Genomic DNA, 6,303 nt, shown 5'->3' on the forward strand with positions numbered 1-6,303 from the left:
GAACGTAGGGGATGGGCTTGTGGACTTGCGAACAGTAGTTCGGGGGATGAAGCAAGAAGCCCCTTCCTCGCCATCAGGCAGGGAGGGGGTAGTTCACTTAACTTTTAAATGGACTATTTCAATTGATTTAACCTTATTCACTATATCAAGTCGTTCTTTTCACGCTTGACGCAGGAGAGCGGTCTTGCAAACAAATAAGAAGAAAAAGGAAAGAATAGGCAAATAAGAGTCCAAATCTGCTTTTATTGCCTTTTACTACATTTCCCAGCTTCTTCTTTCTTCTTTCTCTCTATTTCTTTCTTCTTTCTTCTTTCCTCTTTTTTGCAGGGCCGCCAGACAAGCTGGTGGAGCAGCTTGTATTTACCTGTAGTTTGAAATTTTCTCTGTGGATTAAAGTGCGGTTTCCGGGAACAAGGGAAATATTCTTCGAGCAGGGAAGGCGTTTCCCATAACGCACGCTTTTTCTTAATAACAGCATGATTACCTGTTATTATTTTTCTTACGTAGCTGACAAGAAAGCTTCATCCCTAAAAGTCAGAAAATAAATACAAAAAATTTGCTTTTTGGATATTTTGAATAATATCGGCAAATTAAGCAGGGGCTGCCGAAATATTATTACCAGGAGTTATTATATATAATTATCATTATATACTTATTAATATGGTCTTGCCAGTTGTATGCCTATATTTATAAGATCTGTTTGATTTTTGAAAAATAGGCATATTGATATTGATTTTTACTGGAATGGACGATTGTGAGTGCTAAACACTGAATAAAGAAAGAAAAAGACAACTAATAACCAACAACCAAAGAAAACTAATTTTCAAAATCCTGGGAGAATAAAAATGAAAACCGGAAAAAGGCTGTGTTCAATAGTTGTAGCTTTATTCTTTTTGCCTTTCATCTGTGCGACCGCGTCTGCGGATATGGCACAGGGTATTGAAACTCAGATCACTACCAATAACTCAAGCCAGATGGGTCCCGATATCTATGGTGAACGGATTGTGTGGCAGGATGATCGAAATGGATATTATGATGCCTACATTTACGATCCAAACTGGGATATCTACATGTATGACCTTTCAAGTTCCGCCGAAATTCAGATTACCACCAGTGAATCAAACCAGAGCGGCCCTGCTATTTACGGGGACAGGATAGTCTGGACAGATGATAGGAATGGAAATGCGGATATCTACATGTATGACCTCTCCAGTTCCACCGAAACTCAGATTACCACAAACGAATCGAATCAAAGTGGGCCTGCTATCTATGGGGACAGAATAGTCTGGACAGATGATAGGAATGGAAATGCGGATATCTACATGTTTAATATCTCCAGTTCCATCGAAACTCAGATAACCACCAACGAATCGAACCAGAGAGGGCCTGCTATCTATGGGGACAGGATAGTCTGGACAGATGAACGGAATGGAAATGCGGATACCTACATCGTCGACATCTACATGTACAACCTTTCTACTTCCACGGAAACTCAGCTCGCAGGAGATGGAGGTTTTCTTGAATACGGGCCTGCTATCTACGGGGATAGGGTGGTGTATATGAGTGAAGGGGCAGGCGATTTAGTCTGGATGTATAACCTTTCTACTTCAGAACTGACTTTCATTGCCGCCGATGCGTGGAGCCCGGCAATCTACGAAGACAGGATAGTGTTGATGTATGGAATGGTGTTCCCAGACATCTACATGTATGAAATCTCCAGTTCCAGGGAAATACCGATAACCAGCGATGAAGCCGTTTATCATGGGGCTCCAGATATCTATGGGGACAGGATAGTGTGGCAGGATGACCGCAATGGAAACCCCGATATCTACATGTTTACTCTTGCTTCGGCTGAGGTGCCGGCTCTGGAGGGAATGAAGGCTCTCAGGGAGTATGTGGAAAATACCTACAAATGCCATGTGCTGACAAAAAACGCTCTTACTGAGCTTCTTGATACATCGAAAGGTTTCCACGAAAAAGGAGAGGATGCAAAAGCCGTTTCCATGCTTAAATCCTTCATTCATCTCGCTGAAAAAATGAAAGTATGCGAGCAGATTTCGGCTGCTGAAGCGGATTACATGGTTGATCAAGCAAAGGGGATTATCGACCAGATACAGGTTCATTAAGGGTGAGAAATGGAGTTAACACCGCCACGGCGATGATAGGAAAAGCAATGGCATATTATATGCAATCATTGCCTTTTCTTTTTGACCCTTTTCCCAATCCCTCATTAAATCATTTTTCTCTCAGCATCTTTTCCATTTCTGCGGCTATTTTCCGGACTTCAGGTATTTCATCAGTTTCAGCTAGCCTGTAGACCATGTCAAGCATCTGCTCCCTCAGGAACTCCAGATCTTCAAGGGCAAAGCTCATTTCTTCGATGAGAGCTCCCAGGCTTTTTGTTTCGATGAAATCTGATAGCTTTGCAGGGTCTGCTTTTATCAGGAGGAGAGCTTCAGGGGAGTTAAAGTCCACATTATATTCTTCTTCAAATGCCCCTTTTGGAAGGGTTTTGAGCCACCTGACTCTCCTGATATGGCTGATAAAGTCGCTGAGCTGCCTGTATTCGTAGTCCCCGGAAATCTTTCCGATCAGTACTTCATTTTTGGTCTTGAGGGGGACTGCTACAAGGTCTCCTTTTTTTATTTTTGTAATGAAAGAGCAGATATCCTCTGCCCAGGTTCCGGAACGATCTCCTCGCATGCCGGGATATTTTTCGAGTATGAGTTTTTTTACCTGCTCTTCGTTTTTAATATTCGATAAATCGGAGAACTCGGACCACCCGATGGTAACCACGCTGTCCTCCCGAATTATTTCTTCGTCTTCTAAAGTGCCTGCGGCTTTGAGCAACCAGAGCTTCATAATCCATCTCCATTTTCATTATTAATATGGCAGTTATTACTTCTTATCTGCCCATTTTCACATTGCATAAACATTATTCTGGTCAGAACAGTCCATTAATCTTTATTTGAATCTTTATTTGAATCTTTATTTGAATCTTTATTTGATTAATCCTTTAATCCATCCGGTCAACCTTTAAGTTTATTTTATTAACTTTTAAGTCAATCCTGATAACTTTTCCGACCTTTGATCTTCTACAGACTCGTACACCTTTTTTGCTATTAACTGTTTCCCGCAGTCCGGGTATTTTTCGGAAAAACTCTTTTAAGTTTACATCCCCGGGTACAGGTATGGGCAAAAATTGGGAGCATTTATGGGTTTGATTATGTGCCTCATGAACCTGAAATTGATAGCAAAGGGCTGAAAATTCAGATGATTTACTGTGAATGCAAGGAAGTTAGGATCCGTAAAAATACAGAATGAAACGTTGAGGAAGTTCAGAGTAAAAAAAGCCGGTTTAAAAGCGGGTTCAAAAGCGGGTTCAAAAGCTGTTTTAAAAGCTGGTTTAAAAGTTGGTTTAAAAGTTGGTTTAACTGAAATTTTAAAGAAGTTCAAAAGCCTGGCTTTTCTTCCAGTGGTTCAGCCATCTGCATGCAGTGCCAGAAAAGCTCCTTTCCCCAGCCTAAAGCTTTTTCCTCTGTGGCTACAAGTATCTGATCCCTCAATTTGCCATCATTTTCAAAAAGTTTAAGTGCAAGAAACCTGTCAGTTACAATAATTGAGGGGATAGATGCGGGTTTTCGGCAGACAAATATTTTTGAATTCTTATTTCTGGACAGCCTGTCAGCTTCTTCCGGATAACTGGAAAACAAGCGCTCTATAACATTTTCTGTCATGCAGAGAACCTGCTTCATGCCATTTTCCGCAATGCCTGCATAAATGGAAGGGGCTTCCGGATGAAAGTAGGATACAAAGGTAAAGATCTCTTTTGAACTCAGGAGTTTTTCAAGGAGAGCTTTCGGGGTCTCAAACAGATGTTCCGCATCAGGCTCCAGCAGTTCGCAGCCCTCAAGTTCGTCAATCCTCTCCAGAAGGAAATCGGGAATCTGGGTTAAATCACGGGTCTTCCAGTATTTGTCATTGACTTCAAAAACCTCAATTGAATTCAGGAAAGGCTCCAGATTTTCGACTATTATTTTTCCTATTTCGGACAAACTGTAGACTTTCTTTACCTCGGTTATCAGGTGAGCATCTTTCATTTTTTTAATATGAGGCTGGATCGAGCCGGCATCTACGTTGAGCAACTCTTTGATTGTATCGATATCTTTTGGCTCTTCCCTCAGGAGAAGTAAAAGATCTTTTCTCCTGTCAGAAAAGAGGATGAGATTAATAAGTGACTGTTTCATCTGCTCACCTGCTCAGCTGCAGTTTACCCTGTTACTTATGTATAATGCCCTAAAAACTTTTTCATTTTTGAGCCTAATTGCCCTCTCTGTATTAGATATTTTTTAAATCGATATTTCTTCAAATTTCAGGATTCCAAGGTTAATTATGGGCTAATATAGGTATAAATTGAAAAGATCATATTAAAAATATATAAACTTCAAGAAAGATTGTAACACATAAGGTAAAAATTAATACTCAGTCGAAATAAGAATGACTGATAAAGAGAAAAATAAAAAATGAATAAAAAGTCAAAAAGGAAGAAATAAAAAACAGAAGAAGAAAATAGCACTCTGAGGAATATTTATTCTTATTGGAGTTGTGAGACCACTGGATCCAAACATATACTTTTGTAGAAAATGTACATGCTCAAAAGAATCTGCACCCACGTTTGAGAATTTAACTGAGAATTTAACTGAAAACTCAGATGGCACTCTAACTGACAGTTCAGTTAAAGGTTCGGCTGCGTACTCTATTAACAGTCCAATCACTGTAAGCAACCTGATTAGAAACTCAATCGGAATGGAGTTTGTCCCTGTCCCCGCAGGAGAATTTGATATGGGCTCTCCTTCCCGTGAGAAGCGCAGAAAGCTCTGGGAAAGCCCTGTACACAGGGTATCTCTAAAAAAACCCTTTTATCTGGGCAGGTATCCGGTTACGCAGGAACAGTGGAGTAAAGTTATGGGAAATTCTCCTTCATATTTCAAGGGTGAAAAGCACCCGGTTGAAATGGTTTCCTGGGAAGAAGCACAGGTTTTTATACGAAAACTTAATGCCGTTGAAAATACTGGCGAAAAAAGCTCAGTCTACCGCCTCCCCACAGAAGCCGAGTGGGAATATGCAGCAAGGGCAGGAACCACAAGCAGCCACTTTTTCGGTGACTGCGAATCCAAACTCACAGAATATGCCTGGTTTCTTGAGAACTCCGGACTTGAAACTCACCCTGTAGGTTTGAAAAAGCCCAATCCCTGGGGCCTTTATGATATCTATGGAAATGTAGGGGAGTGGGTACAGGACGAGTACCACATCAGCTACAAAGGAGCACCTTCAGACGGCAGGGCATGGGAGAGTCCCTTCCCAGGTATATCGGTTCCTGTACGGATAAGAAGAGGCGGAGGCTGGAACGGAAATGCCGGAAGCTGCAGGTCGGCTGAAAGGCTTTTTGCGGCGCAGGATCGGAGGCTTAACAGTCTGGGATTCAGGGTGGTCAGGGAGGTATAACTATCGAATAGTACTCGCTGGCACAATTTTCAATCATTAACTTGTTATCAAGACCCCGTTTTTTTGGCTGAAACACCTGATTTGTTCGTCATTTTGTATTTTTGACGAAGCATGCTAAATCGAAGTAATATTTCTATATCCTTAACTAGAGACTATTGATTCTTCCTGGAAATTTGAAAACCGAAAATACAGAAAAAAACTCTGCTGCCGGAATGCTTTTCTATATCATTTTTCCCTGAGTTTTGCACCCTTGACCCCTACCCGTTTATTCTCAGGCAGGGGCAAAAAGGAGTTTCAGGTGCTTTCGACGATTTAGGAGGCGATTTCAGATTTGCGTCTGTCGGGTAGAGACACTTATCTATACGACTAACTAATATTTAATACTTTTGTTTACTTTGTTGCTACTTGATATTAATAATATGTATTATTGTTATACCGGTATCGAAACATGAATTTTCGGGAAAGTTTGCGAATACAGGTTGAGAAAAAATTAAAAGTAAGCCCATGAATCAAAAATCGCATAACATCTGAAAAATTAAAAATAGGGAAAACAGAGCAGATCTTCGGTGAATCAAAAATCAGTAAATCAAAAATCAGTGAATCAAAAATCAGTGAATCAAAAATATTTGATAAAAGTTAAGTAGTATCCAATCTTCGGGTAAAATGGCGAAGAGATGAATAACTCATATGTCTGCCTTTAACAGACTTTCCGCAGATCTCGGATTATTATTCAGGTATTTTTATTGGAAAACTGTAAATAATGTAACTTGCTATTGAATTTTTGAATTTTTATGCACA

4 protein-coding genes are annotated in these 6,303 nt (G+C 40.4%); 2 read left to right on the forward strand and 2 right to left on the reverse strand.

What is annotated here, in order from left to right:
- Positions 1–845: 845 nt before the first annotated feature.
- Positions 846–2,126: a hypothetical protein gene (locus tag EO93_RS04145; RefSeq protein WP_052735378.1), complete on the forward strand. Its 1,281-nt coding sequence runs from the start codon at positions 846–848 to the stop codon at positions 2,124–2,126.
- 109 nt (positions 2,127–2,235) lie between these two features.
- Here the strand turns inward: EO93_RS04145 and EO93_RS04150 are convergent, their stop codons facing one another.
- Entirely contained in the window at positions 2,236–2,862 is a 627-nt protein-coding gene (locus EO93_RS04150) for a restriction endonuclease (protein ID WP_048161220.1), read from the reverse strand.
- A gap of 590 nt (positions 2,863–3,452) precedes the next feature.
- Positions 3,453–4,247 (reverse strand): winged helix-turn-helix domain-containing protein, encoded by a 795-nt coding sequence (locus EO93_RS04160; RefSeq protein ID WP_048161222.1) that lies wholly within the window; start codon positions 4,245–4,247, stop codon positions 3,453–3,455.
- Positions 4,248–4,605: 358 nt separating this feature from the next.
- Between EO93_RS04160 and EO93_RS04165 the strand changes: the two genes are divergently transcribed.
- On the forward strand, positions 4,606–5,505 hold the full coding sequence (locus tag EO93_RS04165) for a formylglycine-generating enzyme family protein (protein WP_048161223.1): 900 nt from the start codon (positions 4,606–4,608) through the stop codon (positions 5,503–5,505).
- Positions 5,506–6,303: the final 798 nt, after the last annotated feature.

The organism is Methanosarcina sp. 1.H.A.2.2, from assembly GCF_000979975.1.
In the GTDB taxonomy this organism is placed as follows: Archaea; Halobacteriota; Methanosarcinia; order Methanosarcinales; family Methanosarcinaceae; genus Methanosarcina.

Bases quoted from the DNA above. Each gene is read 5' to 3' on its own strand.
- EO93_RS04160 (WP_048161222.1), bottom strand. From the start codon at position 4,247: ATGAAACAGTCACTTATTAATCTCATCCTCTTTTCTGACAGGAGAAAA.
- EO93_RS04150 (WP_048161220.1), bottom strand. From the start codon at position 2,862: ATGAAGCTCTGGTTGCTCAAAGCCGCAGGCACTTTAGAAGACGAAGAA.
- EO93_RS04145 (WP_052735378.1), top strand. From the start codon at position 846: ATGAAAACCGGAAAAAGGCTGTGTTCAATAGTTGTAGCTTTATTCTTT.